Annotated in this window: 26 protein-coding genes and 1 pseudogene; 19 read left to right on the top strand and 8 right to left on the bottom strand. The window is 69.5% G+C overall.

What is annotated here, in order from left to right:
- The first annotated feature begins 71 nt into the window (after positions 1-71).
- The 3 genes and pseudogenes from MCHUDSM44219_RS03095 to bla all read left to right on the top strand — a co-directional run.
- Positions 72-2,363: a polyribonucleotide nucleotidyltransferase gene (locus MCHUDSM44219_RS03095; protein WP_048416762.1), complete on the top strand. Its 2,292-nt coding sequence runs from the start codon at positions 72-74 to the stop codon at positions 2,361-2,363.
- Positions 2,341-3,696 carry a M16 family metallopeptidase gene (locus tag MCHUDSM44219_RS03090; protein WP_048416761.1) on the top strand — a complete coding sequence of 452 codons (1,356 nt, stop codon included), beginning with the start codon at positions 2,341-2,343 and terminating at the stop codon, positions 3,694-3,696. The genes MCHUDSM44219_RS03095 and MCHUDSM44219_RS03090 overlap by 23 nt, the downstream gene beginning before the upstream one ends.
- Positions 3,693-4,500 (top strand): annotated as a pseudogene (gene bla, locus MCHUDSM44219_RS03085) (class A beta-lactamase); the annotation flags it as partial. The gene MCHUDSM44219_RS03090 and the pseudogene bla, both read left to right, overlap by 4 nt.
- Positions 4,501-4,584: 84 nt before the next feature.
- Here bla and MCHUDSM44219_RS03080 read toward each other — a convergent pair.
- From MCHUDSM44219_RS03080 to MCHUDSM44219_RS03070, 3 genes are all read right to left on the bottom strand, one after another.
- Entirely contained in the window at positions 4,585-5,142 is a 558-nt protein-coding gene (locus MCHUDSM44219_RS03080; RefSeq protein ID WP_048416760.1) for a DUF4334 domain-containing protein, read from the bottom strand.
- 43 nt (positions 5,143-5,185) lie between these two features.
- Complete coding sequence (locus MCHUDSM44219_RS03075; RefSeq protein WP_048416759.1) at positions 5,186-5,653, bottom strand: 2,4'-dihydroxyacetophenone dioxygenase family protein; 468 nt, start codon at positions 5,651-5,653, stop codon at positions 5,186-5,188.
- A 118-nt stretch (positions 5,654-5,771) separates the two neighbouring features.
- The gene (locus tag MCHUDSM44219_RS03070) at positions 5,772-7,058 is read right to left on the bottom strand and encodes a PucR family transcriptional regulator (protein ID WP_048416758.1); all 1,287 of its coding nucleotides are present in this window, start codon (positions 7,056-7,058) and stop codon (positions 5,772-5,774) included.
- Between the two features lie 134 nt (positions 7,059-7,192).
- Here MCHUDSM44219_RS03070 and MCHUDSM44219_RS03065 point away from each other — a divergent pair, with 134 nt between their 5' ends.
- Complete coding sequence (locus MCHUDSM44219_RS03065) at positions 7,193-8,554, top strand: WS/DGAT/MGAT family O-acyltransferase (RefSeq protein WP_048416757.1); 1,362 nt, start codon at positions 7,193-7,195, stop codon at positions 8,552-8,554.
- A gap of 30 nt (positions 8,555-8,584) precedes the next feature.
- Positions 8,585-8,980: a YchJ family protein gene (locus MCHUDSM44219_RS03060; protein ID WP_048416756.1), complete on the top strand. Its 396-nt coding sequence runs from the start codon at positions 8,585-8,587 to the stop codon at positions 8,978-8,980.
- Positions 8,981-8,983: 3 nt separating this feature from the next.
- Here the strand turns inward: MCHUDSM44219_RS03060 and ald are convergent, their stop codons facing one another.
- Positions 8,984-10,099, bottom strand: a complete 1,116-nt coding sequence (gene ald / locus MCHUDSM44219_RS03055) for an alanine dehydrogenase (protein ID WP_048416755.1) — start codon at positions 10,097-10,099, stop codon at positions 8,984-8,986.
- A 95-nt stretch (positions 10,100-10,194) separates the two neighbouring features.
- On the opposite strand from ald, the gene aldR reads away from it, so the two are divergent.
- Positions 10,195-10,707, top strand: coding sequence for an HTH-type transcriptional regulator AldR (aldR, locus tag MCHUDSM44219_RS03050; RefSeq protein WP_048416754.1), 513 nt, complete (start codon positions 10,195-10,197; stop codon positions 10,705-10,707).
- A gap of 3 nt (positions 10,708-10,710) precedes the next feature.
- On the opposite strand, the gene hypB is transcribed toward aldR, so the two are convergent.
- Positions 10,711-11,487: a hydrogenase nickel incorporation protein HypB gene (gene hypB, locus MCHUDSM44219_RS03045; protein ID WP_048416753.1), complete on the bottom strand. Its 777-nt coding sequence runs from the start codon at positions 11,485-11,487 to the stop codon at positions 10,711-10,713.
- On the bottom strand, positions 11,480-11,845 hold the full coding sequence (locus MCHUDSM44219_RS03040) for a hydrogenase maturation nickel metallochaperone HypA (RefSeq protein WP_048416752.1): 366 nt from the start codon (positions 11,843-11,845) through the stop codon (positions 11,480-11,482). The genes hypB and MCHUDSM44219_RS03040 overlap by 8 nt, the downstream gene beginning before the upstream one ends.
- 120 nt (positions 11,846-11,965) lie before the next feature.
- On the opposite strand from MCHUDSM44219_RS03040, the gene hypF reads away from it, so the two are divergent.
- The 4 genes from hypF to hypE are packed head-to-tail and all read left to right on the top strand — an operon-like array spanning position 11,966 to position 16,698.
- Positions 11,966-14,284, top strand: a complete 2,319-nt coding sequence (hypF, locus tag MCHUDSM44219_RS03035) for a carbamoyltransferase HypF (protein WP_048416751.1) — start codon at positions 11,966-11,968, stop codon at positions 14,282-14,284.
- A complete protein-coding gene (locus MCHUDSM44219_RS03030) occupies positions 14,257-14,532 on the top strand; it encodes a HypC/HybG/HupF family hydrogenase formation chaperone (protein ID WP_048416750.1) in 276 nt (91 codons plus the stop codon). Before hypF ends, MCHUDSM44219_RS03030 begins: the two co-directional genes overlap by 28 nt.
- Positions 14,529-15,635 (top strand): hydrogenase formation protein HypD, encoded by a 1,107-nt coding sequence (gene hypD, locus MCHUDSM44219_RS03025; protein WP_048416749.1) that lies wholly within the window; start codon positions 14,529-14,531, stop codon positions 15,633-15,635. The genes MCHUDSM44219_RS03030 and hypD overlap by 4 nt, the downstream gene beginning before the upstream one ends.
- On the top strand, positions 15,628-16,698 hold the full coding sequence (gene hypE / locus MCHUDSM44219_RS03020; protein WP_048416748.1) for a hydrogenase expression/formation protein HypE: 1,071 nt from the start codon (positions 15,628-15,630) through the stop codon (positions 16,696-16,698). Before hypD ends, hypE begins: the two co-directional genes overlap by 8 nt.
- A 3-nt stretch (positions 16,699-16,701) precedes the next feature.
- On the opposite strand, the gene MCHUDSM44219_RS03015 is transcribed toward hypE, so the two are convergent.
- Positions 16,702-17,763 carry an AraC family transcriptional regulator gene (locus tag MCHUDSM44219_RS03015; protein WP_048416747.1) on the bottom strand — a complete coding sequence of 354 codons (1,062 nt, stop codon included), beginning with the start codon at positions 17,761-17,763 and terminating at the stop codon, positions 16,702-16,704.
- Positions 17,764-17,984: 221 nt separating this feature from the next.
- Here MCHUDSM44219_RS03015 and MCHUDSM44219_RS03010 point away from each other — a divergent pair, with 221 nt between their 5' ends.
- The 9 genes from MCHUDSM44219_RS03010 (at position 17,985) to MCHUDSM44219_RS02970 (ending at position 26,413) form a co-directional block, all read left to right on the top strand.
- The gene (locus MCHUDSM44219_RS03010; RefSeq protein ID WP_053081166.1) at positions 17,985-18,512 is read left to right on the top strand and encodes a DUF1641 domain-containing protein; all 528 of its coding nucleotides are present in this window, start codon (positions 17,985-17,987) and stop codon (positions 18,510-18,512) included.
- A gap of 74 nt (positions 18,513-18,586) precedes the next feature.
- Complete coding sequence (locus MCHUDSM44219_RS03005) at positions 18,587-19,552, top strand: NADH-quinone oxidoreductase subunit B family protein (RefSeq protein ID WP_048416746.1); 966 nt, start codon at positions 18,587-18,589, stop codon at positions 19,550-19,552.
- 32 nt (positions 19,553-19,584) lie between these two features.
- Positions 19,585-21,195 carry a nickel-dependent hydrogenase large subunit gene (locus tag MCHUDSM44219_RS03000; protein ID WP_048416745.1) on the top strand — a complete coding sequence of 537 codons (1,611 nt, stop codon included), beginning with the start codon at positions 19,585-19,587 and terminating at the stop codon, positions 21,193-21,195.
- A 76-nt stretch (positions 21,196-21,271) separates the two neighbouring features.
- Entirely contained in the window at positions 21,272-22,045 is a 774-nt protein-coding gene (locus MCHUDSM44219_RS02995; protein WP_082162005.1) for a hydrogenase maturation protease, read from the top strand.
- 5 nt (positions 22,046-22,050) lie between these two features.
- Positions 22,051-22,293, top strand: coding sequence for a hypothetical protein (locus tag MCHUDSM44219_RS02990; protein WP_048416781.1), 243 nt, complete (start codon positions 22,051-22,053; stop codon positions 22,291-22,293).
- 16 nt (positions 22,294-22,309) lie between these two features.
- Positions 22,310-23,545, top strand: a complete 1,236-nt coding sequence (locus tag MCHUDSM44219_RS02985) for a tetratricopeptide repeat protein (RefSeq protein WP_048416743.1) — start codon at positions 22,310-22,312, stop codon at positions 23,543-23,545.
- Positions 23,542-24,393, top strand: a complete 852-nt coding sequence (locus MCHUDSM44219_RS02980) for a NifU family protein (RefSeq protein ID WP_048416742.1) — start codon at positions 23,542-23,544, stop codon at positions 24,391-24,393. Before MCHUDSM44219_RS02985 ends, MCHUDSM44219_RS02980 begins: the two co-directional genes overlap by 4 nt.
- Positions 24,390-25,583 (top strand): NHL repeat-containing protein, encoded by a 1,194-nt coding sequence (locus MCHUDSM44219_RS02975; protein ID WP_048416741.1) that lies wholly within the window; start codon positions 24,390-24,392, stop codon positions 25,581-25,583. The genes MCHUDSM44219_RS02980 and MCHUDSM44219_RS02975 overlap by 4 nt, the downstream gene beginning before the upstream one ends.
- Entirely contained in the window at positions 25,580-26,413 is an 834-nt protein-coding gene (locus tag MCHUDSM44219_RS02970) for a hypothetical protein (RefSeq protein ID WP_048416780.1), read from the top strand. The genes MCHUDSM44219_RS02975 and MCHUDSM44219_RS02970 overlap by 4 nt, the downstream gene beginning before the upstream one ends.
- On the opposite strand, the gene MCHUDSM44219_RS02965 is transcribed toward MCHUDSM44219_RS02970, so the two are convergent.
- Entirely contained in the window at positions 26,400-26,771 is a 372-nt protein-coding gene (locus MCHUDSM44219_RS02965; protein ID WP_048416740.1) for a hypothetical protein, read from the bottom strand. The two genes, MCHUDSM44219_RS02970 and MCHUDSM44219_RS02965, sit on opposite strands and share 14 nt — an antisense overlap.
- Positions 26,772-26,785 lie beyond the last annotated feature (14 nt).

The following is a 26,785-nucleotide window of genomic DNA, read 5'->3' as shown; positions in this document are numbered from 1 at the left end:
TCAGGCCCGGGGTTTGCACGCTGTGACGACGCGAAACAGCTGATTGAGCCAGAGAGGCCGTACGGACGTCTATGTCTGTAGTTGAAATTGAAGACGGCGTGTTCGAATCCACCGCCGTGATCGACAACGGGAGCTTCGGCACCCGCACCATCCGCTTCGAGACCGGCCGGCTGGCCCAGCAGGCCGCCGGCGCCGTCGTCGCCTATCTCGACGACGAGACCATGCTGCTGAGCGCCACCACCGCCAGCAAGGCGCCCAAGGAACACTTCGACTTCTTCCCGTTGACCATCGACGTCGAGGAGCGGATGTACGCCGCGGGCCGGATCCCCGGCTCGTTCTTCCGCCGTGAGGGCCGTCCGTCCACCGACGCGATCCTGACCTGCCGGCTGATCGACCGGCCGCTGCGGCCGTCGTTCGTCAGCGGCCTGCGCAACGAGATCCAGGTCGTCGTGACCGTGCTCAGCCTGGATCCCAAGGACCTGTACGACGTGCTCGCGATCAACGCCGCCTCGGCGTCGACGCAGATCTCCGGGCTGCCGTTCTCGGGTCCGGTCGGCGGCGTGCGCGTCGCGCTGATCGAGGGCCAGTGGGTGGCGTTCCCGACCGTCGAGCAGCTCGAGAAGGCCGTCTTCGACATGGTCGTCGCGGGCCGCAAGGTCGGGGATGACCCCAATGATGTCGCGATCATGATGGTCGAGGCCGAGGCCACCGAGAACGTCATCGAGCTGGTCGCCGGCGGTGCGGGTGCACCGACCGAAACCGTGGTCGCCGAGGGCCTGGAAGCCGCCAAGCCGTTCATCGCGGTGCTGTGCGACGCGCAGGCCGAGCTGGCCGGTGCGGCCGGCAAGGAGACCGCCGACTACCCGCTGTTCCCCGAGTACGGCGAGGACGTCTACTACTCCGTGGCGTCGGTGGCCACCGACGCGCTGAGCGAGGCGCTGACGATCGCCGGCAAGAACGAGCGCAACGACCGCACCGACGAAATCAAGGTCGAGGTGCTGGGCCGGCTCGCCGAGCAGTACGCCGGCCGGGAGAAGGAGATCGGCGCCGCGTTCCGGTCGCTGACCAAGAAGCTTGTGCGCCAACGCATCCTGACCGATCACTTCCGCATCGACGGCCGCGGCGTCACCGACATCCGGGCGCTGTCCGCTGAGGTGGCCGTGATCCCGCGGGCGCACGGCAGCGCGCTGTTCGAGCGTGGCGAGACCCAGATCATGGGTGTCACCACACTCGACATGGTCAAGATGGCCCAGCAGATCGACTCGCTCGGGCCGGAGACCTCCAAGCGCTACATGCACCACTACAACTTCCCGCCGTACTCGACCGGTGAGACCGGTCGCGTCGGTTCGCCCAAGCGTCGCGAGATCGGCCACGGCGCGCTCGCCGAGCGGGCGCTGGTGCCGGTGCTGCCCAGCGTGGAGGAGTTCCCCTACGCGATCCGCCAGGTGTCCGAGGCGCTGGGCTCCAACGGCTCGACGTCGATGGGCTCGGTGTGTGCCTCGACGCTGTCGCTGCTCAACGCCGGTGTGCCGCTGAAGGCTCCGGTCGCGGGCATCGCGATGGGCCTGGTGTCCGACGACATTGAAGTTGAAGCGGTGGATGGCACCAAAACCCTGGAGCGCCGCTTCGTGACGCTGACCGACATCCTCGGTGCCGAGGACGCGTTCGGCGACATGGACTTCAAGTGCGCGGGCACCAAGGACTTCGTCACCGCACTGCAGCTCGACACCAAGCTCGACGGCATTCCGTCCCAGGTCCTGGCCGGTGCGCTGGCGCAGGCCAAGGACGCCCGGATCACCATTCTCGAGGTGATGGCCGAGGCCATCGACGAGCCCGACGAGATGAGCCCGTACGCGCCGCGGATCACCACGATCAAGGTTCCGGTCGACAAGATCGGTGAGGTCATCGGGCCCAAGGGCAAGATGATCAACTCGATCACCGAGGAGACCGGTGCCTCGATCTCGATCGAGGACGACGGCACGGTGTTCGTCGGCGCGTCCAACGGCGAGGCGGCCCAGGCGGCGATCGACAAGATCAACGCGATCGCCAACCCGCAGCTGCCCAAGATCGGCGAGCGGTTCCTCGGAACCGTGGTCAAGACCACGGATTTCGGCGCCTTCGTGTCGCTGCTGCCGGGTCGTGACGGTCTGGTGCACATCAGCAAGCTGGGCCGCGGCAAGCGGATCAACAAGGTCGAGGACGTGGTCAAGGTCGGTGACAAGCTCCGCGTGGAGATCGCCGACATCGACAACCGCGGCAAGATCTCGCTGGTCCTGGTCGCTGAGGACAGCGAGGACAAGACCACCGAAGCAGCCGGTACAGAGGCACCCGCACCCGCTGATGCCGCGACCGCCAGCAGCTGACGCGGCGGCGCTGCGCCGGGTGCGCGGTGGCGGCGGGACGGTCGACAAGTCCACGGCGATCCGCCGTACGGATCTGCCCGGTGGCCTGCGCGTGGTCACCGAGCACATCCCGCACGTGCACTCGGCGTCGGTCGGGGTGTGGGTCAACGTCGGGTCCCGCGACGAGGGCCGCAGCGTGGCCGGCGCCGCGCACTTCCTCGAGCACCTGCTGTTCAAGGCGACGCCGACCCGCACGGCGGTGCAGATCGCCCAGGCGGTCGACGCCGTCGGCGGCGAGCTGAACGCGTTCACCTCGCGGGAACACACGTGCTACTACGCGCACGTGCTGGACTCGGATCTGGCGCTCGCCGTGGATCTGGTGGCCGACGTGGTGCTGCGGGGCCAGTGCTTCGCCGACGACGTCGAGATCGAGCGCGACGTCGTGCTCGAGGAGATCGCGATGCGCGACGACGACCCTGAGGACACTCTGGGCGACGTGTTCCTCTCGGCGATGTTCGGCGACCATCCGGTGGGCCGGCCGGTGATCGGCAGCGTCGACTCCATCTCGGCGATGACGCGCACCCAGCTGCACTCGTTCCACCTGCGTCGCTACACCCCCGATCGGATGGTGGTGGCGGTGGCGGGCAACATCGACCATCGCGAGGTCGTCGCGCTGGTGCGCGAGCACTTCGGCCCCCGCCTGGTGCGTGGCCGCTCGCCGGTGCCACCGCGCAAGGGTGCCGGCCGGGTGCCGGGACGTCCGACGCTGCAGCTGGTGAAACGGGACGCCGAGCAGACCCACTTGTCGCTGGGGGTGCGGACCCCGGGTCGGCACTGGGAGGAGCGCTGGGCGCTGTCGGTGCTCAACACCGCACTCGGCGGTGGGCTGAGTTCGCGTCTGTTCCAACAGATCCGGGAGACGCGCGGTCTGGCGTACTCGGTGTACTCGACGGTGGACACCTTCGCCGACAGCGGTGCGCTGTCGATCTATGCGGGGTGCCTGCCGGAGCGTTTCGACGAGGTGGTCCGCGTGACCACCGACGTGCTGGCCGAGGTGGCGCGCGACGGCATCACCGACGAGGAATGCCGGATCGCCAAGGGCTCGCTGCGTGGCGGTCTGGTACTGGGCCTGGAGGACTCCGCGTCCCGGATGAATCGGCTGGGCCGCAGTGAGCTGAACTACGGACAGCACCGCACCATCGCCGAGACCCTGGCCCGCATCGACGAGGTCACCCTCGACGATGTCAATGCCGTTGCGCGCCAACTGCTTGCGCGCCCATTTGGGGCAGCCGTACTGGGTCCGGTGCGGGGCCGGCGGTCACTACCGCGACCCCTGCAGACCATCGCCGGATGATCTCGCGGCGCACTCTGCTGCTCGGTGGGCTCTCGCTGGCGGCGCTCGCGGGGTGTGCGGGAACTCCGCAGACCCCGACGTCGTCGTCGGATCCGGCCGAACCATTGCCTCCGGTCTCGGATCGCATCGACGCGCTGCGTCGCCGGCACAACGCTGAGATCGGGCTCTACGCAGTCGATCTCGATTCGGGCCGGGAGGTCGCCGTCGGCGACGGTGGCACCTACGCCCTGTGCTCGACGTTCAAGGCGTACGCGTCGGCGGCGATCCTGCAGCGCGCGCAGCAGGGACGGCTGAGCCTGACCGACACGGTGCCGGTGGAGCGCACCGACATTCAGCCGCACTCGCCGGTGACCGAACCGCGGGTGGGCACCACGATGACGCTGGCCGAACTGTGCCGGGCGGCCCTGCAGCAGAGCGACAACGCCGCGGGGAATCTGTTGCTGCGCACGCTGGGTGGGCCGCCCGCGATCACCGAGTTCGCCCGCAGCGTGGGCGATGACCGGTCTCGCCTGGACCGGTGGGAGACCGCGCTGAACTCGGCGGTGCCCGGCGATCCCCGCGACACCAGCACGCCGCGAGCGCTGGGCACCGGCTTCCGGGCCCATGCTCGCCGGCGACGCACTCGATGGGGCGCACCGGCGCCAACTCGACACGTGGATGCGAGCCAACGAGACGTCGAGCATGCGCGCCGGCCTCCCCGCCGGATGGAGCACCGCCGACAAGACCGGCAGCGGGGGATACGGCACCACCAACGACGTCGGCATCGCCTACGGTCCGCAGGGGCAGCGGTGGCTGCTGTCGATCATGACCCGCGCGGTGGGCGATGATCCGGAGGCGCCGAACATGCGCGAGCTGATCGGCGAGGTCGCCTCGGTGGTGGTCGCCGAGCTACACCAGCCGCAGTGACGAATCGCGGTGCAGCACGAAGAAGTACGGCGCCCTGATGCCGCGCAGATCCATCGCACCCAGGACCGATTCGTCGTCGAGACGGCGGAAGACGTCGTTGATGGGCAACTGGTCGTAGATCATCGTCGCGGTGTCCACGCCGCGGTAGCGCGTCGTGCGCAGCCGCGCCTTGGGCCCCCGCGCCGCCAGCACGGGCCGCAGGGCGGTGATGACGCCGGAGAGGTTGCGGTGCTTGAGCGCCGGGATCTTCGTCGCGATGCCGAGGCCGGCGAACGCCGGCAGCGGGTTGAGTGGCCAGAGTCCGGCGCCGTCGCGGGTCGGGAACAGCAGCGGATGCACGGTCTCACTGTCGGTGTACTGCTTGCCCCACCAGCCGCTCGCCTCGAGCATGCCGTCGAGGGGGTGGCCGGTGGGCAGCTCGGCGCCGTGCCAGGTGCCGAGCATGAACTCGGTCTCGACGGCGGGCAGCGAGTCGAACAACGCCAGCGCGTCGGCCGTGGTGGTCGGGGCGGTCGGCAGGACATCGGTCAGCACGGACATGGCGGCAAGTCTACTTGACACCCGTCAAATCAGGCAGACCGCGTCAGGCGTCCCAGCTGGACAAGTCTCGGGGCTCGATGCCGTTGGCTTCGCAGAAGGTGGTGTAGCGCTCGATGGAGGTCTTGTGGTTCTCGGCCCACAGGATCTTCTTGTCCTCGTCGAGGAACAGCAGCTCGCCGACGAGGACGAAGAACACCTCGGTGTCGTCGAGGCTCTCGGGTGTGTGCGACGATCCGGCCACCTCGTATACGGTGTCGCCGGCGCGGGAGACCCAGTTGTTCTCCTGGTAGCGCCAGGCCCCCTTGACGGTGTGACCGATGACCATGCCGGTGTGATAGTGCGCGGGCAGCACCAGACCGTCCTCGAAACGCATCGAGACGACGATCTCGCCGCGCACCGGGTCGACCTTCCAGTACTTCAAGAACACCTGATCGCTGAGCGGCGTGAACGGAATCCACGGGTTGTCGGCACCGCCCATGAAGTTGACGTCGAGTTCCTGCGCAGTCTGCATGACTTCTCCTTGATCGAATGTGCTGCCGCACCTGCGGCGTACGTCTCAAGCTAGGAGAGCCGCCCACCGTGGCGCTCGGACCGCAACGACAACGTCACCGCCCGCGATTGTGAGTTCGTCACAGTCGGCTGCTGGGCGGCTGTCCAAGTCGCGGCAGCATGGGCAGTAGCGTCAGTGCCACGGAGAGCTCGAGGGTGTCGATGTCGATGCTGCGTCCCAGGATCGTCTCGGCTTGGTTGACCCGGTAGCTCACGGTGTTGGGGTGCACGATGAGCCGGCGCGCGGCCCGGGTGCGGCTCCGGTTCTCCTGCAGATAGACCGCCAGCGTGCTCGCCACCCGGACGGTGTCCTCGTCCGAGGCGGCCAGCGGTCCCAGCACCCGGGTGACGTACGACGCCGCGTGCTCGGTATCGGCGCTGGCCAGTGCGGCTACCGCCACGTCGCGGTAGTGCGTGACCCGAGCGCCGGTCGGCCCGGTCAGCGCTGCCACCCGCCGGGCGTGCCCGGCCTGGTGATGGGTCCGCCGGAATCCGGTCAGCCCTGTGCCCGGTTCCCCGAACGCCAACCGCACGTCGGGCCGCACGCCGGTCCCGGCAGACGCCACCGCGTCGGTGGTGAACGGCTCGCGACGGCTCACCCATCCGGCCACGGCCAAGGAGCTCACCGGGTGCAGAACGTTGCTGTCCGCACCAGCGGCGGACGCCACATCAGCGACGACGCCGCCGAGCAGCGTCTGCGCGTCACCCTCCGCGGGCATGTCATCGACCCAGGCGAGCAGCCCGAGGTGCGCCCGGTTGATGTCGTAGCGCAGCCGGATCGACGCGCGATGCGCGTCGCGCTCGCGCTCGGCGACGATGTCGTCGACGGCCGCCGACCTGGTCGCCGCCGCTCCCCGCAACCATGCCTCTCGTTCGGACGCGTAAGCCTCCTCGGCCCGCACGAGTGCCCCGTCGACATAGCCGAAGATCCAGCCGGTGGCCAATTCGATCGCCTTCGCCAGATCCGCCGGTTCGGGCTCGGCGGCGGCGATCCGCGCATACATCCACTGCCACACCAGCTCTTGGACCAGCCGGTAGATCCGCATCAGATCGGTCAGCGCCACCTGTGAGTGTGCCGCCGCCCGGGCGATCGCGGTCGTGGAGGGCGGCAGTTCTATCCGACGCGGGTCGGCGCCGGCCTCGATCACCTGCGCCAACTGGCGCAGACTGGCCTCGGTGCTGACCAGGTGCTCGACCGCCATCTGTTCATCGGGCAACAACTGGGGCAGCTCGGCGCGCACCCGGGCGACGGCTCGCGCGGACATCTCGTCGGCACCCGCACGCATCTCGGCGGCAATCGGCACCAGCACCCGCTGCCACACGCGATGCGCGCGCGCATCGTCGGGATCCGGCCACCGCAAGGCCATGGGCGGAATCTAGTCCGATTGTCACCTCGTCACAATGGCCGGCGCCGACGTTGGTTTTCGTCCACGAGACTGCGGCGGCGGTCCCGCCGTAGTTTGCCGACAAGACGAACGTCACCCGACCTCAAGGAATCCCGATGCATCTCATGTCCCCCCTCGACTCGACCTTCCTGCACGCCGAGTCCCGGGAGCACCCGCTGCACGTGGCCGGGCTTCAACTGTTCACGCCGCCGGCCGACGCAGGACCGGAGTTCGTACGCGAGACCTACGAGGCCATGCGCGGCAGCGAGGAACTGACCCCCACCTTTCGTCAGCGCCCCGCTGTCGCCCTGGGCGGAATCACCAACCTGGCGTGGGCATTCGACGATGCCGTCGACCTCGACTACCACGTGCGGCGCTCCGCGCTGCCGGCCCCGGGGCGAGTGCGCGAACTGCTCGAGCTCACCTCGCGGCTGCACGGCACGCTGCTCGACCGGCACCGACCGCTGTGGGAGATGCACGTGATCGAGGGGCTCGACGACGGGCGCTTCGCGATCTACACCAAGATGCACCATGGTGTCGTCGACGGGGTGTCCGCGCTGAACCTGCTGCAGGGCTCGCTGAGCCTCGATGCCGCGGACGCCGACGTCCAGGCGCCGTGGTCGATGCCGTCGCGGGCGACTGCGCACGCCGAGGCTGACGGGAGCCGGTTGCAGAAGCTCAGCGGTGCAGTGCAATCGACGGTCCGGCACGCCCTCTCGGCGGGTGTTCTGGCGCGGGCCGCGCTGTGGGAACAGCAGATGACCCTGCCGTTCCGGGCGCCGCGCACCATGCTGAACGTCCCCATCGGCGGCGCGCGCCGGTGCGCAGCCCAGTCCTGGTCGCTGGACCGGATCAAGGCCGTCAAGAACGCCGCCGGGGTGACCGTCAACGACGTCGTCCTCGCCATGTGCGCCGGCGCGCTGAAGAGCTACCTCATCGAGAATGACGCCCTGCCCGACGCCCCGCTGGTTGCCATGGTCCCGGTGAACCTACGGACCGCCCGCGACACCGACGGCGGCAACGTCGCCTCGGCTGTGCTGTGCACTCTCGCCACCGACCTCGAGGACCCCGCCCAGCGCCTGGCCACCATCGCGGCCTCGATGCGCGACAACAAGACCGTGCTCTCGCAGCTTCCGCGTTCCCAAGCGATCGCGATGGGGCTGACCACCACGCTGGCCCCTGCGCTGTTGAGTCTGATTCCCGGGATCGGTGCCGCCACCCCGCCGTCGTTCAACCTGTGCATCAGCAACGTACCGGGTGTTCAGCATCCGTTGTACCGCAACGGCGCCCGACTCGACGGCAACTACCCACTGTCGATGGTGGTGGACGGACAGGCACTCAACATCACGCTGGCCACCAGTGCCGACAGCCTCGATTTCGGGCTGGTCGGCTGCCGCCGGGCCGTTCCGCACCTGCAGCGGCTACTCGGCCACCTGGAGACCTCGCTCAAAGACCTGGAGTGTGCTGTCGGTCTGTGAGGGTGACGGGTGGCGTGAGAACGTATCCCGATGGTTCACAGCGCCGATCGCCCCGGTGCGAGTCCCGACGAACCCTGCCCGTGCGGCAGTGCCGCGGCCGCGGCGCAGTGCTGCCTGCCCCTGGTGCGGGGTGAGCGGCAGGCGGGCACGGCCGAGGAACTGATGCGCTCGCGCTATACCGCCTTCGCGCTCGGCGACGCCGACCACCTCTGGCGTACCTGGCATCCGCGGACGCGCCCCGAGCAGGTGACGATCGACCCCGGGGTGGTGTGGACGGGCCTGGAGATCATCGAGGCCGCGCCCGACGAGGTGGAGTTCCGGGCGTCTTATGCGGACAGCCAACGAACCGGGACGCTGCATGAGCGGTCCCGGTTCGCTGTGAGAGCCCGTCGCTGGTTCTACGTCGACGGGGATGTGTTCGAGTGACCGTCAGCCGATGAGGCCGGCCGGATCGGTGTAGGGCAGGCCCAGATCGGTGGCCACCTGCTCGGATAGCAGTCCGCCCTCGTGCGTCGACAGGCCCTTGGCCAGGGCGCCGTCGCCGCGGCACGCCTCCTGCCAGCCCTTGTCGGCGAGCTTGAGAACGTACGGCATGGTGGCGTTGGTGAGTGCGTAGGTGGAGGTGCGCGGCACGGCGCCGGGCATATTGGCCACGCAGTAGAACACCGTGTCGTGCACGGGGAACGTGGGATCGTCGTGCGTGGTCGGGCGCGAATCCTCGAAGCAGCCGCCCTGATCGATCGCGATGTCGACCAGCACCGCGCCCGACTTCATCGCCGCGACTGTCGAATTGGTGACCAGCTTGGGTGCCTTCGCGCCGGGGATCAGCACGGCGCCGATCACCAGGTCGGCCTCCTTGACCGCGGTCTCCAGGTCGAGCCGCGAGGAGTACCGGGTCTCGATGGCCCCGCCGTACTCGGCGTCGATCTTGCGCAGGATGTTGATGTTGAGGTCGAACACGGTGACGTGTGCGCCCATGCCCCAGGCGACGGCGGCGGCGTTGTCACCGGCCATCCCGCCGCCGATCACCACGACCTTGGCCGGAGCCACACCGGGCACGCCGCCCATCAGGACGCCGCGACCGCCCTGCGTGCGCATCAGGTGGTAGGCGCCGACCTGCGCCGAGAGCCGGCCGGCGACCTCGCTCATCGGGGCGAGCAGAGGCAGCGCGCCGTCTGCGGTCTGGACGGTCTCGTAGGCGATGGAGGTGGTGCCGGAGGCCAGCAGCGCATCGGTGCACGGCTTGGAAGCGGCGAGGTGCAGGTAGGTGAACAGCGTCTGGCCCGAGCGCATCTTGGCGTACTCCGGCTCGATCGGCTCCTTGACCTTGAGCAGCAGATCGGCCTCGGCCCACACCTCGTCGGCGGTGTCGACGATCTGCGCGCCGGCGCCTTTGAAGTCGGTGTCGGTGATCGCCGAACCGGCGCCGGCGCCGGCCTGGATCAGCACCTCGTGGCCGCGGTGCACCAACTCGGCCACACCCGCGGGCGTGATCGCGACCCGGTACTCGTTGTTCTTGATCTCGGTCGGCACACCGACACGCATTGTTACTCCTCGAATCGTCGAAAGGGTTACGTCGATTGTGAAGAACTATCGGTAGCAACACAATAATACTGACGATAATTCGCTACGATCCCGCTATGGCAGAGGAATCATCGGAGCGATCCGTTCCGCGAAACCCGGCTCCGAAGGATGTTCGAGCCGCCATCGACGATGTCGACCGGCGCATCCTGACCGCCCTGCACGACGACGCGCGGATACCCAACAGCGCGCTGGCCGACCTGGTGGGTATCGCCGCATCGACCTGCCACGGCCGGGTGCGCCGGCTGCAGGAGCTGGGCGTGATCCGCGGGTTCTACGCCGACATCGATCCCTCGGCGATCGGGCTCACCCTGCAGGCGATGATCTCGGTTAGCCTGCAGGCCAACGCGCGCGGCAAGATACGCAACTTCATCGGCCAGATCCGGCGCAAGCCGCAGGTGATGGACGTGTACTTCCTCGCCGGTGCCGACGACTTCCTGTTGCACGTCGCCGCGCGCGACACCGACGACCTGCGGTCGTTCGTCGTGGAGAACCTCAACGCCGACGCCGACGTCGCCGGCACACAGACGTCGCTGATCTTCGAGCATCTGCGCGGCGCGTCCCCGCTGTGAGCGTCAGCCCACGACGAAAGTGCGCAGCCAGGCGAACCATGCGTCCATGCCCTCGCCGGTCTTGGCGCTGACCGGCAGGATGACCGCACCCGGGTTCACCTGCCGGATGCGCTCGGTGTAGGTCGCGACGTCGGCGTCGAGGTAGGGGGCCAGGTCGATCTTGTTGAGCAGCACCACGTCCACGGCGCGGAACATCACCGGGTACTTCAGCGGCTTGTCCTCGCCCTCGGTGAGCGAGTAGACCATCACCTTGGCGTTCTCACCCACGTCGAATTCGGCCGGGCACACCAGGTTTCCGACGTTCTCGATGATCACCAGGTCCAGCCCGGGCAGGTCCAACCCGGCCAGTGCGCGGCTCACCATCGGCGCGTCGAGGTGGCACTCCCCGCCGAAACCGTTGTCGGTGTTGAGAAGTGAGATCTGCGCGCCGCGCCCGGACAGCCGGGCGGCGTCCAGGTCGGTGGCGATGTCGCCCTCGATGATGCCGACGGCCACGTCGCCGGCGAGTTCGTCGAGCGTGGCGGCGAGCACGGCGGTCTTGCCCGAGCCGGGGGAACTCATCATGTTCAGCGATCTGATCCCGTTGCGGGCGAAGGCTTCCCGGTTGCCCGCCGCGCGCACGTCGTTCTCGGAGAAAATCGCCTCGAGGACGTCGACCCGCTGGGTGGCGGTCTGGTAGCCGCTGTGGTCGCCGTGCCCGTGCGCCCCGTCGTGGTCGCCGTCGTGGTCGTGGTCGTGGCTGTGCACGGTGCCGTCGTCGTGGCGGTGGAACCTACCCATGGTGGGCCTCGGTTGCTTCGTGGGACCGGATGTCGATCGAGGTCACCAGGAACTCCTCGCCGCGCACCACCGCGACGTCGCCGCTCCCGCAGGCCGGGCAGCGCACCGACCACCGGGACGTGATCTCCGATTCCCGGCCGCACGCTCGGCAGCTCACCGCGGCGGGCACCTGCTCCAACTCCAGGACGGCGTCACCCAGACCCTCGTGTTCGGCCGCGATCGTCCAGCAGAACAGCAGCGATTCGGCAACCACCTGCCGCAGCGCTCCGACGCGCACCCGCACCACCTCGACCGGGCGGCCGTCGGCGTGGGTACGCACCACGCCGGCGATGGCGTGACACAGCGACAGTTCGTGCACGGGCGCCAGCGTAATCCCGACGGGGCGTCGGAAATGCGCAGAAGTCTGTGCGAGATTTCGATAGTTGGGTTCGGTGCGCGGAGATAGCCTGAGGGCACTGAGGTTCGAGGAGTCCGCGCCATGAGCGCACACACGCGCGTACGGCTGAGCATCACCGGCGTGGTCCAGGGAGTGGGGTTCCGCCCCACGGTCGCGCGGATCGCCGCTGCGCACCGGCTGGGCGGGTTCGTGCTCAACGACGCGGGATCGGTGCAGTGTGAACTCGAGGGGCCCGGCGTGCGTGTTGAGGCGGCGCTCCAGGATCTGCGCGACGCCCCGCCGCCGCTGGCGCACGTCGACACGTTCGTGGTGACCACCCGCCCGCTCCTCGGGGAACGGGTGTTCCGCATCCTCGACAGCGCCCCGGGCGGTGACGACGGCAGGCGGACCCTCGTCTCGCCCGACATCGCGACGTGCCCGGACTGCCTGCGGGAGTTGTTCGACCCGGCCGACCGGCGGCACCGCCACCCCTTCATCACGTGCACGAACTGCGGGCCGCGCTACACGGTGATCACCGACCTGCCCTACGACCGCCCGGCCACCACGATGGCGGACTTTCCGATGTGTCCGACGTGCGCCGCGGAGTACCGCGACCCTGCCGACCGGCGCTATCACGCCCAGACCATCGCCTGCCCCGAGTGCGGGCCGCGGCTGACCTGGCACGGTTCGCACGGTGGCGGCTCCGCCCTGGATTCGGCCGCGGCCGCGCTGCGGGACGGACTGATCGTCGCGATCAAGGGCATCGGCGGCTACCACCTGGCGTGCCGCGCGGACGACGACGCCGCCGTCGCCCGGTTGCGGCAGCGCAAGAATCGGCCCGCCAAGCCGTTCGCAGTGATGGTGGCCGACCTCGACCACGCGCGGCGGATCTGCGTCGTCGACGACTCGGCGGCGCGGTCACTGACCTCGCCTGCCGCACCCATCGTGCTGCTCGCGGCGCACCCGGGCACGGTGAGCGACGAGGTGGCGCCGCACCTCCGCGACCTCGGGGTGATGCTCGCGTATTCGCCCGTCCACCACCTGCTCTTCGCCGACCTCGACGTGCCGGCACTGGTGATGACCTCGGCCAACCAGGGCGGCTCGCCGATCGTCTACCGCACCGAGGATCTGGGATGGATCGACGGACTGGCCGACGCGGTGCTCGACCACGACCGCCCCATCCACGTGCCCTGCGAGGACTCGGTCGTGAGCATCGACGCGGACGGAAACGAGTTGCCGCTGAGGCGATCTCGCGGCTTCGCGCCGCTGCCCGTCCCGCTCGGCGCCGGCGGAGCGCCGTGCATCCTGGCCACCGGCGGCGACCTGAAGACCACGTTCGCGCTGACCGGCGGCCAGGGCCGGGCGCATCTGTCGTCGCATCTGGGGGACATGGCCGACCCGCGCACGCAGGGCTGCTTCGCCGCGACGGTGCACCATCTTTCGTTCCTGACCGGGAGCGTGCCGGAGGTCGTCGTCCACGATGCGCATCCGGGGTACGCGACGACGCGGTGGGCGCAGCGCCACGGCGGTCGGCTGATCGCGGTGCAACACCACCACGCCCACGCCATGTCGCTGCTGGCCGAACACCGGCGCCTCGGCGACCCGATGCTCGCTGTGGCCTTCGACGGCACCGGGTTCGGTACCGACGGCACGATCTGGGGCGGCGAGCTGCTCGCCGTCACCGGCCCCGCCGAGTTCACCCGGGTCGGCCACCTGGCGCCGTTCCGGCTGCCCGGCGGCGACGGCGCCGTCCGGTCCCCGGCCCGGATCGCAGTCGACCTGCTCCGGCGCGCCGGCATCGATCCGGCGGGCGACCTGCCACCGGTGGCCGCGCTCGGAGCGCGGGGCATGCACATCCTGACCCAGCAGCTGGACCGCGAGGTGGGATGCGTGGCGACCACCAGCATGGGCCGGCTCTTCGACGCAGTGTCCAGCCTGCTCGGGGTGTGCCAGCTCGTGACCTACGAGGGTCAGGCGGCTGTCGAACTCGAGCACCTGGCCCGGGCGGGGCGGGACAGCATGGCGGCGGACTTCGACGTGTCGGCCGGTGTGCTCGACCCGGCGCCGCTGATGCGGTGCCTGGTCGACGGTGTGCGCGCCGGGGCGGCACGCGCCGACCTGGCGCGGCTGTTCCATGACGCCGTCATCCGCGCGACGGTGCGCGCCGCCGGCGACGCGGCAACCGGGGTGGGGATCCCCACCGTGGGCCTGACCGGCGGCGTGTTCGCCAATCGCCTGCTGCTGGCCGGGATCGCGGCCGGACTGCGGGCGCGAGGACTGGAGGTGCTCACCCACCGGGTGGTGCCGTGCAACGACGGCGGGCTCGCGCTCGGGCAGGCGGCAGTGGCCGCGCTGTCCGTGTCGCCGGGTGCGCTGCGGGAAAGGAGTGAGCCATGTGCCTCGGTATCCCCGGGAAGGTGATCGACATCTGGGAGGAGGCCGGGACGCGGATGTCCACGGTCGAATTCGGGGGCACCACCAAAACGGTGTGCCTGGCGTATCTGCCCGACATGCAGGTCGGCGAATACACCATCGTGCATGCGGGTTTCGCGATCACGCGGCTCGACGAGGCGTCGGCGCACGAGACCTTGCGCATGTTCGCCGAACTGGGGGTGCTCGACGAGGAACTCGCCGGTGAGCAGCCGCTCGCGAGGAGGGATCCGGCGTGAAGTACCTCGACGAGTTCCGCGATCCGGTGGCGGCCCGGACGTTGGTCGACGCGATCCGCCGCCGCGCCACCCGGCCGTGGACCGTGATGGAAGTGTGTGGCGGTCAGACGCATTCGATCATCCGCAACGGTATCGACCAGCTTCTCGACGGCGCGGTGGAGTTCATCCACGGACCGGGCTGCCCGGTGTGCGTCACCCCGCTGGAGATGATCGACCGGGCATTGGAGATCGCTTCGCGCGACGACGTGATCTTCTGCTCGTTCGGGGACATGCTGCGGGTGCCGGGCAGCAGCCGGGACCTGTTCGCGGTGCGGGCCCGCGGCGGCGACGTCCGGATCGTCTATTCACCGTTGGACGCCACCCGGGTGGCCGCCGACAACCCCGACAAACAGGTGGTGTTCTTCGGCGTCGGCTTCGAGACCACCGCGCCGGCCAACGCCATGGCGGTGGTGCACGCGCAGCGGCTGGGGCTGACGAACTTCTCGATGCTGGTCTCGCACGTGCTGGTGCCGCCGGCGATGACCGCGATCCTGTCCTCGCCGACCAACCGCGTGCAGGGCTTCCTCGCCGCCGGCCACGTGTGCTCGGTGATGGGCACGGCCGAATACCAGCCTCTGGTCAAGGAGTACGGGGTGCCGATCGTCGTGACTGGCTTCGAGCCGCTCGACCTGCTCGAGGGCGTCCGTCAGGTGGTCGAACTGCTGGAGGAGGGCACGCCCGCGCTGCGCAACGCCTATCCGCGCGCGGTCAGCGCCGAGGGCAACGAGGTGGCGCAGCAGACCCTCGCCGACGTCTTCGCCGTCACCGACCGGCAGTGGCGCGGCATCGGGATGATCCCCCGATCGGGATGGACGCTGTCGCCCCGCTACGCCGATTTCGACGCCGAGCGCCGCTTCGGGGTCGCCCATCTGCAGGTCGCCGAATCCGCCGAATGCCACAGCGGGGAAGTGCTGCAGGGGCTGCTGAAGCCCAACGAGTGTCCGGCGTTCGGCCGCACCTGCACCCCGCGCACGCCGCTCGGCGCGACGATGGTGTCCAGTGAGGGGGCGTGCGCGGCGTACTACCAGTTCCGCAGGCTCGAAGCCGCGGCCACCCATGTCTGAGACCCCGGTGTCGGTCGACCCCGCCGACTGGGTGTGCCCGCTCCCGCTGCGGGAGACCCGGCGGGTGGTGCTCGGCCATGGCGGGGGAGGTGTGCTGTCCGAGGAGCTGATCGAGAACCTGTTCCTGCCGGCATTCGGCGGCGCCGCGGGTCCGTCGCGGGATTCGGCGGTGCTGCACACCGGAACCGGCCGCATCGCGCTGACCACCGACTCCTACGTCGTGCAGCCGCTGTTCTTCCCCGGCGGCAACATCGGCGACCTCGCGGTCAACGGCACTATCAACGACCTCGCCTGCAGCGGCGCCCAACCGATCGGGCTCACCGCCGGCTTCATCATCGAGGAGGGGCTGGAACTCGACGTGCTGGGCGCCGTCGCCGCGACGATGGGCAAGGCGGCTGCCGCAGCCGGGGTGCCGATCGTCACCGGTGACACCAAGGTCGTCGGAAAGGGCGGCGCCGACCAGCTTTTCGTCAACACCGCCGGTGTCGGCGTCGTGCCGGACGGCGTCGACATCGGGCCGGAACGCGCGCGGCCGGGCGACGTGGTGATCGTGTCCGGCGACATCGGCGAGCACGGCGTGGCGATCATGAGCGTGCGCGAGGGCATCGACTTCGGCACCGTGGTGCGTACCGACAGCGCCCCGCTGCACCGGCTGGTGGCCGCCATGCTCGCCGCCGCCGGCCCGGCGGCGGTGCACACGTTGCGCGACCCGACCCGCGGCGGTCTGGTGGCATCGGTCGTCGAGATCGCCCGGGCCGCCTCGGTGGGGGTCCAGCTCGACGAGGCCGCGATCCCGGTGCCCGAGACCGTGGCTTCGGCCTGCTCCTTTCTGGGCCTCGATCCGTTGCAGGTCGCAAACGAGGGCAAGCTGGTCGCATTCGTGGCGCCCGAGCACGCCGAGGCGGTGCTGGCCGCGATGCGCGCGCACCCCGACGGCGCCGCATCCGCGGTGATCGGCAAGGTCGTCGACGAGCACCCCGGGATGGCGGTGGCCCGGACCCCGTTCGGTACCACGCGGGTGGTGGAACGCGAACTCGGCGAACAGCTTCCGCGGATCTGCTGACGCTCAGCGGCGCAGCGTCTCCGACGGCGCCTCACCCCAGCGTTTACGGTATTCGACGGAGAAGCTGCCGAGGTGGTGGAAGCCCCAACGTTCCGCCACGGCTGTCACCGTCACCCCGTCGGACGGGATCGCATCGGTGAGTTCCTCGTGCACCCGCTCGAGGCGGCGCTCGCGCACGAACGCCATCGGCGACATGCCCAGCTCCGAGCGGAAACCCTGCTGGATCGACCGCACACTCATGTGCACCGCGTTGGCCAGCGACTCCATCGTGATCCGCTCGGCGAGGTGGTCGTCGATGAAGTCCATGGCCTGCTGGATGACCGTGCGGCGCGGATCGGGCGACGACGGCTGGGTGATGTCGGCGTGGTAGTTCGACGGCTGCAGATAGAGCAGGCTGCTCATCACCAGTTCCTCGACCGGGCCGATGGCCCGCCCCTTCTGGATCAGCGAACCGGCGTGGTAGACCTCCGTGTGCACCAGTTGCACCGCGGCGTGCCAGCGCATCGCCGCCTCGGTCGCCAGATCGAACTCGGGCTCGAACACCAAGGGGCGCACCAGGTTTCGTCCGATGAGCCGGGTCACGTGGGCGGACATCGCCTGCGCCTCGATCCGGATCAGCAGCTGCGGGGTGTCGACGCCGAGCTCCAGACGCAGCGGCACTCCAGGGCTCGAGACCAGTGACCGCATGGTGTTGGCCTGGAATGTCGAAGACGGGTGGACGACGGTGGCGACCCCGTTCATCGGCATGTGCACCGCGTAGTAGCGGCCGGATTCGGGGATGTCGATCGTCGCGGGGACGTGCAGGTCGACGTAGAGCATGCTGACGTTGCGCAGCCGCACGCCGTGCATCGTGGCCGCGAACCGATCGGCCTCGGCGGGATCCACGGTGAGGGCCAGCGGGGACAGCGCGCGACCCATCAGCCGTGTCGCCTTGGCGATGTCCTCGGTGTAGAAGATCTCGTGGTCGGTCAGTGCGGGCGGGACGCCGCGCGATCGCACCTTGCGACGCACCGGGTCGCTGGTGCGGCGGATGTCGATGAAGCCGAGACGGGTCAGACGCGACATCAGAACTGGTGCGGAGGATTGAGGAAGGAAAGGCTAACTTCGCAGTCGGCTATGGTAATTCGCGTCCGCAAGGCAAGACTCCTAAACATCGGTCTCGCTTCAGCGTAACCATCTGTGCGCAATCCTGATAGGAGTTGCGCGAAAGCGATAGGCAGGGCGAGCACCGCTGGGTACGTTGGGGCTGTTCCCCCGATCAGGGGAGTCCGCCAGGGAGGTCGAGCATGGGCACCAACGGTGAAGCGAGCGCTCCCGTCCTGGAACCGGCCCCTCTCGCCGGGCCTTCGGCCACCCTGCGGGAACGACTCGACGACCCCCGCGTCGCCGACGCCCTCAACACGTTGCTCGAGCATGCCGATCTCCTCGCGGTGCTCGTCACCGGCCTGGACGGTTTCGTGCGCCGCGGCGACGACATCACCGCGAACCTGACGTCGGCGCTGGGCGAGCTCAAGGGGCAATCCGTTGAGCTGGGCCAGTTGTCGTCGAGCCTGGCGCAGTTGTCGGGCGGGCTGGTGCACGCGGCGCCGGCCATCACCACGCTGCTGAACTCGCCGCTGACCGACCCGCAGGGCGCCGAGGTGATCGCCGCGCTGGGCGACGCCATGGTGTCGGCGCGCACGTCCGTCCCGCCGGCGCCCCGCGGGGTGCGCGGCCTGTGGAAGACGTTGCGCGGCGCGGCCAAAGACCCCGATGTGGCACGTGGTGTGGCGTACCTGCTCGAGGTGGCTCGCGTCTTCGGACGACGAGTCTGACAACACTCACGCACAACAGAATTCGCTCCGGAGGTCCGCGTCGCCGACGCCTCCGGTGATGGAGAGGAGTCCTCATGGCATCGGTGCTGTGGTTCCAGGGTGGTGCCTGTAGCGGCAACACCATGTCGTTCCTCAACGCGGAGGAACCGAACGTCGTCGACCTGATCGTCGACTTCGGGCTGGATCTGCTGTGGCATCCGTCGCTGGGGCTCGAACTCGGCCAGAACGCCCAGAAGGTCTTCTACGACTGCGCCAGAGGCGAACGGCCACTGGACATCTTCGTGTTCGAGGGCACCGTGATGGAGGCCTACGGCGGACGCGCCGACATGTTCGCCGACCGTCCGATGAAGGACTGGGTCACCGATCTGGCCGGTGCCGCCCAGATCGTCGTCGCCATCGGTGACTGTGCCTGCTGGGGCGGCATTCCGGCGATGGAACCCAACCCGTCCGGCTCGACGGGGCTGCAGTTCCACAAGCGCGAGAAGGGCGGATTCCTCGGGCCCGACTTCCGGTCGAAGATGGGCCTGCCCGTCATCAACGTGCCCGGCTGCCCGGCCCATCCGGACTGGATCACCCAGATCCTGGTCGCGCTGGCCACCGGCCGCGCCGGCGACATCACCCTCGACGATCTGCATCGTCCCGAGACGTTCTTCAAGACCTTCACCCAGACCGGCTGCACCCGCGTGCAGTTCTTCGAGTACAAGCAGTCGACGCTGTCGTTCGGCGAGGGCACCCGAACTGGCTGCCTCTTCTACGAATTCGGCTGTCGCGGGCCGATGACGCATTCGCCGTGCAACCGCATCCTGTGGAACCGGCAGTCGTCGAAGACGCGGGCCGGTATGCCCTGCCTCGGCTGCACCGAGCCCGAGTTCCCGCACTTCGACCTCGCTCCGGGAACGCTGTTCAAGACCCAGAAGGTCAGCGGCATGATCCCCAAGGAAGTGCCCGAGGGAACCGACCACCTCACCTACATGGGGCTGGCGGCGGCCGCGCGTATCGCGGCGCCGCAGTGGTCCAAAGAAGACATGTTCGTGGTCTGAGACCACATCTCGATGATTGGGAAGGACCCTTCATGACGTCACAATTGGATCTGTTCGTCAGCCCGCTGGGCCGCGTCGAGGGCGACCTCGATGTGCGCGTCACGATCGAGGACGGGGTCGTCACCTCGGCCTGGACCGAGGCCGCGATGTTCCGCGGCTTCGAGATCATCCTGCGCGGCAAGGATCCTCAGTCCGGGCTGGTGGTGTGCCCGCGCATCTGCGGCATCTGCGGAGGCAGCCACCTGTACAAGTCGGCCTACGCGCTCGACACGGCGTGGCGAACCCACATGCCGCACAACGCCACGCTGATCCGCAACATCTGTCAGGCCTGCGAGACGCTGCAGTCGATTCCGCGCTACTTCTATGCGCTGTTCGCGATCGACCTGACGAACAAGAACTACGCGAAGTCCTCGCTGTACGAGGAGGCGGTGCGCCGGTTCGCGCCCTATGTCGGCACCAGCTACCAGCCCGGTGTGGTGTTGAGCGCCAAGCCCGTCGAGGTGTACGCGATCTACGGCGGGCAGTGGCCGCATTCGAGTTTCATGGTGCCCGGCGGGGTGATGTGCGCGCCGACGCTGTCGGACGTGACTCGCTCGATCGCGATTCTCGAGCACTGGAACGACGCGTGGCTGGAAGGTCAGTGGCTGGGCTGCTCGGTGGACCGCTGGCTGGAGAACAAGACCTGGAACGACGTGCTCGCCTGGGTCGACGAGAACGAGGCGCAGTACAACAGCGACTGCGGCTTCTTCATCCGCTACTGCCTCGACGTCGGACTCGACAAGTACGGCCAGGGCGTCGGCAATTACCTCGCCACCGGAACGTATTTCGAGCCGTCGCTCTACGAGAACCCCACCATCGACGGCCGCAACGCGGCGCTGATCGGGCGCTCCGGGGTGTTCGCCGGCGGGCAGTACTACGAGTTCGACCAGGCCAACGTCCGCGAGGACGTCACCCACTCCTTCTATCAGGGCGACCGCCCGCTACATCCGTTCGACGGCGAGACCATCCCGCTCGACCCGGAGCAGGGGCGCAAGCAGGGCAAGTACAGCTGGGCCAAGTCGCCGCGCTACGCCGTCGGCGACCTGGGCAACATCCCGCTCGAGGCGGGCCCGCTGGCCCGCCGGATGGCCGCGGCCGGTCCCAACGCGGCGGCGCACCAGGACGACGACCCGCTGTTCGGCGACATCTTCAACACCATCGGTCCGTCGGTGATGGTGCGCCAGCTCGCGCGGATGCACGAGGCGCCGAAGTACTACAAGTGGGCCCGGCAGTGGCTCGATGCGCTGGAGCTCAAGGAGAGCTTCTACACCAAGCCGACCGAGTACGCCGAGGGCAAGGGCTTCGGGTCCACCGAGGCGGCCCGCGGTTCGCTGTCGGACTGGATCGTCCTCGAGGACAACAAGATCAAGAACTATCAGGTGGTGACCCCGACGGCGTGGAACATCGGTCCGCGCGACGGCTCGGAGGTCCTCGGCCCGATCGAACGGGCGCTCGTCGGGTCCCCGATCGTCGACGCCGAAGACCCTGTGGAGCTCGGCCACGTCGCCCGCAGCTTCGACTCGTGCCTGGTGTGCACGGTGCACGCCTACGACGGCAAGACCGGCCGGGAACTGAACAAGTTCGTCATCAACGGGATGGTGTGAGCTGCCCTCTGCAGAGGTGAACGCAGGCGCGGACAACCCGGCGGCGCCCCTCCAGCCGCCGGGTTGTCACGTGCTGGTGATCGGCTGCGGCAACCTGCTGCGCGGCGACGACGGCGTGGGCCCGGTGCTGGTCCGTCACCTGTGGGAGCGCGGTGTGCCCGAGGGCGCCAAGCTGGTCGACGGTGGTACCGCCGGCATGGACGTCGCGTTCCAGATGCGCGGCGCGCGGCAGGTGGTGATCGTCGACGCCGCTGCCACCGGTTCGGCGCCGGGCACGACGTTCCGGGTGCCCGGCGAAGAGCTCGCCGAGCTTCCGCCGCTGCAGGGCTTGCACACCCATTCGTTCCGGTGGGACCACGCGATCGCGTTCGCCCGCTGGGCACTGGGGGAGGACTGCCCGACCGACATCACGGTGTTCCTGATCGAGGTCGCGGGCGTCGAGATGGGCGCCGACCTGTCCGAGCCGGTGTCCGCGGCGATGGAACAGGTCATCGCGCTGATCGAGCGCGACTATCTCGGGCCGCTGCGGCCCGAGGCCCCCCGCGAGGTGACCGTCGAGTTCACCGTCGACGGGTATCTGCGGCTCGACGCCGCGACCGCCGCCGCCCGGTTCCCGTCCGACGCGGTGGCCGCCGTGCTGCGCGACGGCGCCCTGTGGCTGATCCCGCTGCGCGGTCCGCGCAGCGGCGGCCTGCTGCTCAAGCAGCGCACCCCCGCCGGGGACAGGTCCGTCCTGGTCAGCGAGTTGTTGAGGGAGACTCCCCTGCGCGGCGTTCATCGCGCATGCTGGGACGATGAGCAATCCGCGATGCGCATCGAGGTGCCGGCCCGCGAGGAGCGGGACACGTGATCGCCATGGTTGATCAAGAACACCCCCTGGACAGGCCGCGGACCGTGGTACGCCCCGACAGCTCGGCCGCGGAGGCCCGCGCGGTCGACACCGTGGTCGTGCCCGACCGCGGACAGTGGGCCGTGGAGATCGTCGTGGTGTTCGACGACGGCGTGGTCCGCAAACGGATCAACACCCACCGCACGCGCCGGCGCGCCGACCTGGCCGCCGACCTCATCAAGCGCGCCGCGGAGCGCGATCTGTCGTGAAACGCAGGGGAGGGCCGTGACCGATATCGCCGTCGAACCGACCGAGGCGGGCGCCGGGCTGGTGGCGCGCCCGCAACCGCTGGGCGTGTTCGGGCTTCCCCTGGGATACCTGCTGATCCCCGCCGGACAGGACACCGACGCGGCGCGCGTCGCCCTGGTCTCGGGATGCCTGCCCGATGTCTGGCCCGAGCGCATGGCCGCCCACCGGTACGTCCACGACGGTGACCGCGACGCCGCGCTGGCCGCGCTGACCGGTGACGATCCGGTGTCGCGCTACAACCGCTTCGTCCTCGACCCGGATGGCGTCTCGCCCGACGTCGTGCGCGCCGGTCTCGGCGAGCTCGGGGTGCTCGTCGACGTGGTGCTGTTCGTGCTCGGACGCAGCGACACCGTGCCCGACGCCGAGGGCCTCGACGGCGAACTGGCAGCCACCGTTCTGGCGGTCGCGGCGTCGGCCGCCGTCGACGCGCACGCACCGACCGAAGCCGTGGCGATCCTCGATACCGCCGCGCAGGCGGCGACGCCGGTGAGCCGCGCCTTGGCCGGCGTGCTGGCGGGTGCGGCGGCGGGGCTGTGCCGCGACGCGGGCGACCCGTCCGCGGTGGGCCGGTTCGAGCGCGCGCTGACGCTGCTGGGCGGCGCCGACGGACTCAAGGTCGCCCGTGCCGAACTGCACCTGGCCGCGGCGGGTGTGCTGCACGAGCAGGCCGCGCAGCGGCCAGAGCTGATGCCTTCCGCGATCCCGCACTATCACTCGGCGCTGCAGCTGATCCGGCGCGAGGATGCGCCGCTGCTGTGGGCGTCCGGTCACGCCGACCTGGCGACGGCCTACCTGACGATGCCGATGGTGGAAGCCTCCAGCCAGTTGCGGTTGGGCATAGCCGCACAGTCGCTGCGTCAGGCGCTGACCGTGTTCACCCGCGACGAGCATCCGCAGCGGTGGGCGAGCGTCCAGCTCAATCTCGCGAACTCATTGGTGTACACCCCTTCTCGGCATCGTGAGGAGAATCTGGTGGAGGCGGTCGAGATCTACGAGGCCGTTCTCGAAGCCCGCGACCGCGAGACCGACCCGAGCGGGCGCGCCCGGGTGCTGGCCAACCAGGGCAACGTGCTCGCCCACCTCGGCGTGTTCGACCAGGCGAAGGCGAAACTCTACGAGGCGCGGTTCCTGTTCGAGGAACTCGGGGACACCGATGCGGTGCGCTCGGTGCGCGGTGTGCTCGACGAGATCTCCCGGGAGGGGGCGCGATGACGCTCACCGACACCACGGATCTCGACACGCTCGCCGGGCGGGTCGACGCCGCGGTCGCGGCGCTGGCCGATCTGGACCCCGCCGCGCGGGCTGCGGCCGAGGAACTCAAAGCCGCGCTGGAGGCCATCCACCGCGCCGGGTTGACGACGATCGTGTCGCGGATGCGGGCCGACGACGGCGCACGCCCGTTGCTGTTCGACCTGGTCGACGACCCAGTGGTGCGGATGCTGCTGACGCTGCACGGCATCATCCGGCCCGACCCGGTCACGCTGGCCGAGCGCGCGCTGGCCGCGGTGCGTCCGCAGCTCCACAGCCACGGGGGCGACGTCGCGCTCGTCCGCATCGAGGACGGCGTCGCCTTCGTGCGTCTCGAGGGTGCCTGCAACGGATGCTCGATGTCCTCGGTGACGCTGCGCGAGCTCGTGGAAACTGCTTTGCGGCAGGGTGTTCCGTCGCTGCGCGCGGTCGAGGTGGTGCCCGCCGAGCCGTCACCGGCGGTGATCCCGGTCGAGGCGCTGCGGATGCCGCCGCGCCCGGCCGACGACGGCTGGGTCAAGGTGATCCGCGCGGAATCGGTCCCGGTCGACGGGATCACGGTGCCCGCCGACGGCGTCATCGTGATCAACATCGGGCAGCGGCTGGCGGCGTACCGCAACGAATGCGCGCACGAGGCGCTACCGCTCGACGAGGCGATCCTCGACGCGTCCGCGGGAACGCTGACCTGCCCGTGGCACGGCTTCTGCTATGACGCGACGTCGGGGGAGTGCCTGTCGGCGCCCGGCGTGCAACTCGAACAACTGCCGCTGCGGATCGACAACGGAGATGTCTGGGTTCGGACCGGCCGATGAGTCGCTACACGGTGCGGCACACCGTGGCGGGCCGTCCCGCCGGGCAGATGCCGACCGCGGTACTGGCTGATGACCGCGGCGGCGGTTGGCGACCGCAGACCTGGCTGGGTGCACCCGCCCCGGGTGGTCTCGCGCTGCCGCAGGCGATGCCGAGCATGTCGTGGATGTATTCGCCCCGTGGGGTTTTCGTCGACGACGATCACGTCGTGGTCGCCGACTCCGGCAACCATCGGGTCCTGATCTGGCACGGTGTCCCGCAGGCCGACGAGCAGCCGGCCGACGTGGTGCTCGGTCAGCCCGACGGCGGTACCGAGGGCCGCGCGGCGGGCGGTCGCGGACCCGAGCGCGGCATGAACCTGCCGACCGGCGTCGCGATCGTCGACGGGCGGCTGATCGTCGCCGACGCCTGGCATCATCGGATCCTGATCTGGAACGTGGTGCCGCAGTCCGACGACGTCGCGCCGGATGTGGTGATCGGTCAGCCCGACAGCGCTTCGGTGGACCCGAATGCGGGCGGCGAGTGCTCGGCGGGAACGCTTTATTGGCCGTTCGGTTTCGCGGTGCTCGGTGGGCGGTTCTGGGTGGCCGATACCGGCAATCGGCGGGTGCTGGGATTCAGCGGCGGTGTGCCGGAGCCGGGACAGGCCGCCGACATCGTGCTCGGGCAACCGTCACCGAGTGGCCGCGAGGAGAATCGAGGTGCGGCGGCGGGCCCGTCGAGTTTCCGGTGGCCGCACGCGATCACCGGCACGCCGGACCTGCTGCTGGTGGCCGACGCGGGCGATCACCGGGTACTGGGCTGGTCGCCGCACCCGGTCGTCGATACGCCGGCGAATTCCGTTCTGGGACAGCCGGACTTCGTCACCGCGCAGGAGTGGCCCTACGGCCCGCACACCGGTGACCGGTTCCGATTCCCGTACGCGGTGGATTACGACGGCGAGCTCCTGGTGGTCGCCGATACCGCCAACAACCGCATCCTGATGTGGGACGGGCTGCCGGAGGAGCCGCTCGGTGGCCGGCCCGCCGACCATGTGCTGGCGCAACCCGACTTCGCGTCGAACGGCGAGAACCGGTGGGCGCTGGTCGGCCGCGACACGCTGTGCTGGCCCTACGGGTTGAGCCTGCATGGTGACCTGCTCGCGGTCGCGGATTCGGGGAACAACCGCGTGATGCTGTGGCGGCGATCGTGAGGCCGCGGATCATCCAGCAGGACAACCAGATCGGGTTCCACTGGGCGACCGCTGGCGGCCTGCCAACCACCTTGGTCGATCTCGTAGGTGACGACGACGAACCCGACCGCTTGGCGGCGACGCACCTCTCGGCGCTCGACGACGCGATGATCGATGCGGCGCGCCGGTTCGGCGAACTGCTGGGCGGGGGACGGCGGCCCACGCAGCAGGACCGCGAGGATCTCGCGGAGCTGTACCGGAGCCTGGACGATGCCTGCCTGGACTACGCGCGGGCCGTCGATGTACTCGACATGAGGCCCGACTCCCGGGCCGGCCGCATCATCGGCACGGCGGTGCTGATGTCGATCCTGGCGCGGCAGCCCTTGGACATGCTGGGGCCGGCGCCGTTGGACGGTGAGTTGCAGGAGCCGACGCTCGGTGTCGTCGGCGGCTACGGCGAGATGGTGTACGTCGACGCGGCCCGGCCCTGGAAGGGCAGCCGCTGGGTGGTGCGCACCGAGTCGGGCGCGCGGCTGCCGTTGACCCTGTCGATGCTGCTGTTCGACAGCTCAGGCACCAACCGGGATGCGGCGCGTACGGAACACATCGAGGCGTTGCGGGCGGTGACCTCTGCCGCGGCGCACCCCGATGCGGATCCCTACGGCGTGGCGTGCGCGCTGGACTGGTTGCTCTACGACTACCTGATGGCGCACCGCGACGGACCCGACAGTGCGGAGATCGTCTTCGCGAAAGGGCGGGACGGCGACGCCGGTGTCGTGGTGGCGGCCGCGGCCGCGTCGGTGGCGGCGCGGGCGACGTTCGATCCGGCGCTGGCCGTCAGGCGGGGGTGAGCGTGACGTTGTGCAGCGCGATCGCGACGTCGGTCGGCAGGATGTCGACGAACGTCGGCGTATCGCGCAAGGCGTCGCCGTTGCCGATGATGTTCCCCGGAGATGTTCCGGCACAGGGGAAGTCGCGGCACCGCAGCCAGAAGCCGGGCGGACTCTGGTATGGCTGCATGCTGGGTGACTGGTCCACCCGGTAGCGCCCCGGCGGGATGAATGTCGTGGCCCAGCCGTCGCGTGGTTGGGTGGTCACCCCGAAGACGCCGTTGCTGCCGTAGCTCGGCGCGGCCCCTGCCGGAGCTGCCAGCACACACGCGGATGCCACGGCACCGGCCGCGACGAGGGCGGCAACGTCGACGTTCATGCCGCCGAGCGTAA

This window comes from Mycolicibacterium chubuense (assembly GCF_001044255.1).
Taxonomy (GTDB): domain Bacteria; phylum Actinomycetota; class Actinomycetes; order Mycobacteriales; family Mycobacteriaceae; genus Mycobacterium; species Mycobacterium chubuense.
This window is presented reverse-complemented; position numbering and strand designations above follow the sequence as displayed.